The sequence below is a fragment of the Secundilactobacillus hailunensis genome (genome assembly GCF_005405185.1).
Lineage (GTDB): Bacteria > Bacillota > Bacilli > Lactobacillales > Lactobacillaceae > Secundilactobacillus > Secundilactobacillus hailunensis.
Genome location: NZ_BJDO01000092.1, coordinates 1 through 3,122, shown reverse-complemented (window position 1 = coordinate 3,122; position 3,122 = coordinate 1). Strand labels below are relative to the sequence as shown.

Sequence of the window (3,122 nt, the reverse complement as noted above, 5' to 3'; positions counted from 1 at the left end):
CTTTCCCAAAAGAAGCGCAATTGGAGGCTTGTTTACCGTGGAATTATGAACCTGATCAGCAATTAGTAACTGAATGAAATACAAAAACGGACTAACTCAAATATGAGGAAGTCCGTTTTGTGTTTCAATACGTCCGGTTATAGTGTGCTTACAGTATAACGCCTGGGAGACTAGGTGTTCTTTTTTTGCAAAAAAACAGGCCTAAGCTTCTCAGCGTTGAACTTAATCAACACCAAAAATCTTAGACCCGCTTTGGCTCGAACGCGACCTATGGTGGTACGATTTACGTCAATGTTAATCAACAAGCAACCTCAAAAGTCTCACTGATGCAAAAGGACGGCAGTAACGCTCCTACTGATTTATCCGCATTCTTCATTGGATAACCAATGACTACATCTGATCAGCAGAAGATCTTTACTGGCCATGTCGGTAATCCGTTTAATGACTATGCTACTTTAACTAGTGTATTTGGTACAATGAAGTGGTATCACGGTAGTCAATGAACGACTTACACGTATTACACTTATGACGATGCAGTTACTTACGCCCAGAACAGCGGGCTCAAGTATCGTGATCCAATTAAGTGAGTCTTTGCTAAGAGCACGACCACTACTGCATCAAAAACACTGCCAACACCAGAAACATCGAATACTGACTGTCTGAACTAAGACTGGTGTGTTAAATAGATATATTGAATAACATTAGTGACCAATCCAAATTTGGTCTGATCACTTTCTATGTAAAAAATAAAGTCTCAATCATACTTAGGGCCGATCTACTGAATAATTTGGCTAATTTAAATGGTAAAATACAAGTAATATGTTTATTTTGATTTACTAGGAGGTACCACCGTGGGATTAAGAGATTTATTTAGCGGAAATTCAAATAAAAAAACTGAAAAAGAAAACGAGTCAAAAATGCCTGACCAAGTTAATGATGAAAAAGGTCAGTCGACAAATGATAACGAACAAGTAGAGAAAAATCAAACTGTTAAGAATAATTCTTCAATGGTAACGGATGTGAAGACGACGAAACAACAGTTGGCAGAAATTGTTCAGCAGTATAATGCGAGCCGGGCAGTTTTGCAGAACCAATTATTTGATCATCGAGCTGAAGCTCAAAGTGCAGTTGATGAGTTGAATCAGAAAATATCGGCTGTTCAGAAAAGAGTCGATGATAATGGTACTCAGATCACAGCGCTTCAAGATGCAATGGAAAAGGCAATCCAAGAAGCTACAGCCCCCTTTGTTGAAAGACAGACGGAATTAAATAAACGTATAAAAGATGTTCAAGATAAGGCGGGTTCGCTGATAGGTCAAGTGAAAGATATTGGTGCGTCACTTAACGGTCTCAACGATAAACAGCAACAGTTAATTCAGTCCGAATCGGATCTTTCAGCTAAATTTAAAAGTGAAAAAGATCCAGCAGTAGTTGTAACGCTGGTCGATGAGTATCGGGATAATATTAAGAAAAACAAGTCTGAACGCGACGCTAATGAAGAGGCTATTATTGCGGTCGATAAGAGTCAACGGGCGTTAAAAAATCAACTACAGTCTGTTCGTAATAAACTGACTGATGATCAAGAAAAGTTAAGGGGCGTTAATGGCCAGCTGGAAGAAGCCCAGAATAAAGTCGCGGCTGATGGTGAAGCCCAGTCTAAACAGTTGGATACATTATCAGAAGCTTTGTCGCAGTATCAGCAGCAGTTAACCGACCTGCAGACTGAGTTGGCGACTAAGAAGACGACTTTGGCTCAGGTCAATGCTGAGATTGATCACTGGCTGGGGGTCGCGGTACCCGTCAAGGCGGTGACCTTAGACCAGACTACCGGAATCATTTTGGATATGGATCACCTGACTGATGACCAGTTGGCGCAACTGCAACAGGCAGTTAAACTTCTGATCAGTCGAGGTGTCAGCCAGATTGGCCTGTACACCAGTCAGTTCACCCTGAATCTGTCCGATCAGATTACCAAGTGGACCAATGCCCTGCAGCTCAAGGCTGACACGGTGGCGGTTTACAATCCGCTGTATAGCCTGCAGCATCAGGGTAAGGTGGGCGCTAAGTACCGCTTGCCTGACGACGCGGTCAAAGATGAGTGGAACGCTGACCATACTGAGCGGACGATGACGTTGGATAACGGCTGGACGCTTAAGGTCCACTACTATCAATCCAGCGATGACATCTTCACTGTTGACTCTTATAAGAATGGTCAGCTGGCTGAATCCAGCACGTTGACTCAGGCCGGGCGCTTGACCGCTAACCGGTTTTACCACGATGACGGCACCAAGAATCGCGAAGAGTATTACAGCCAATCCGGTCTGGGCGTGCTCAATCTGCACTACGACCAAGACGAACTGAGTGGCGTGGAACTGCTGAACGCGGTGGGCATGCAGGTACAAGCTTTCGATACCGTTGAGGCATTTACCCAGTGGTGGCTACAGAATCACCTTAACCAGCAGGGGCTGTTAGTCGGAGCGATTGAGAACGCGGACTATCGTAAGTTACTAACGACCACCCATAGCGACCCGCTGGCGTTAGTGACAGGTGTCAGTCTGAAACAGGACGACTTCTCAACTTGGGCGACGGCCTTAGCGAAGCAGCAGTACCTTGCTGACAATTATGGCACGGAGATGAGTTTGATCAAACAGCTGAACCAGCCGCTGACGGTCAGCCTGCTGAACGCGCATAATTTACCGGTATCATTGGGCGTGCCGATTGAAGATAACTAGTTGATTTACCAGAAGACATACGAGGGTGTATGTCTTTTTGATTGCAAAAGTCTTGCAGAATTATTAAATGTTTCCAATTTGTTTCCATAATGGGGGGGGAGTGTTACTATGAATATAGTTAATCAAGGGGATTAACGAACAAGAAAGGTTTAACAAAAAAGGGGTCTTTGTCAAACGGTGTTGATTAACGACTTGATTATATTTAGAGCTTTCTCTTCGGAGGAAGCTCTTTGTTGCTTACGGGATTTGAGTGGTCGAGATCGGAAATATCGGGACTTTGTACCCTTTAAGTGGATTTTGGGTACACTAAATAACCCTTTGTTCTAGGGGCATTCGCAATAGGGACTAAGCAGCGATTTGGAAGATTCGGATAAACATGTTTTCTTGGTT

Annotated in this window: 1 protein-coding gene; it reads left to right on the top strand. The window is 43.7% G+C overall.

The window, feature by feature from the left end; translation table 11 throughout:
- Window positions 1-851 precede the first annotated feature (851 nt).
- A complete protein-coding gene (locus tag FFM73_RS12245; RefSeq protein ID WP_137631923.1) occupies window positions 852-2,732 on the top strand; it encodes a hypothetical protein in 1,881 nt (626 codons plus the stop codon).
- The last annotated feature ends 390 nt before the right edge of the window (window positions 2,733-3,122 follow it).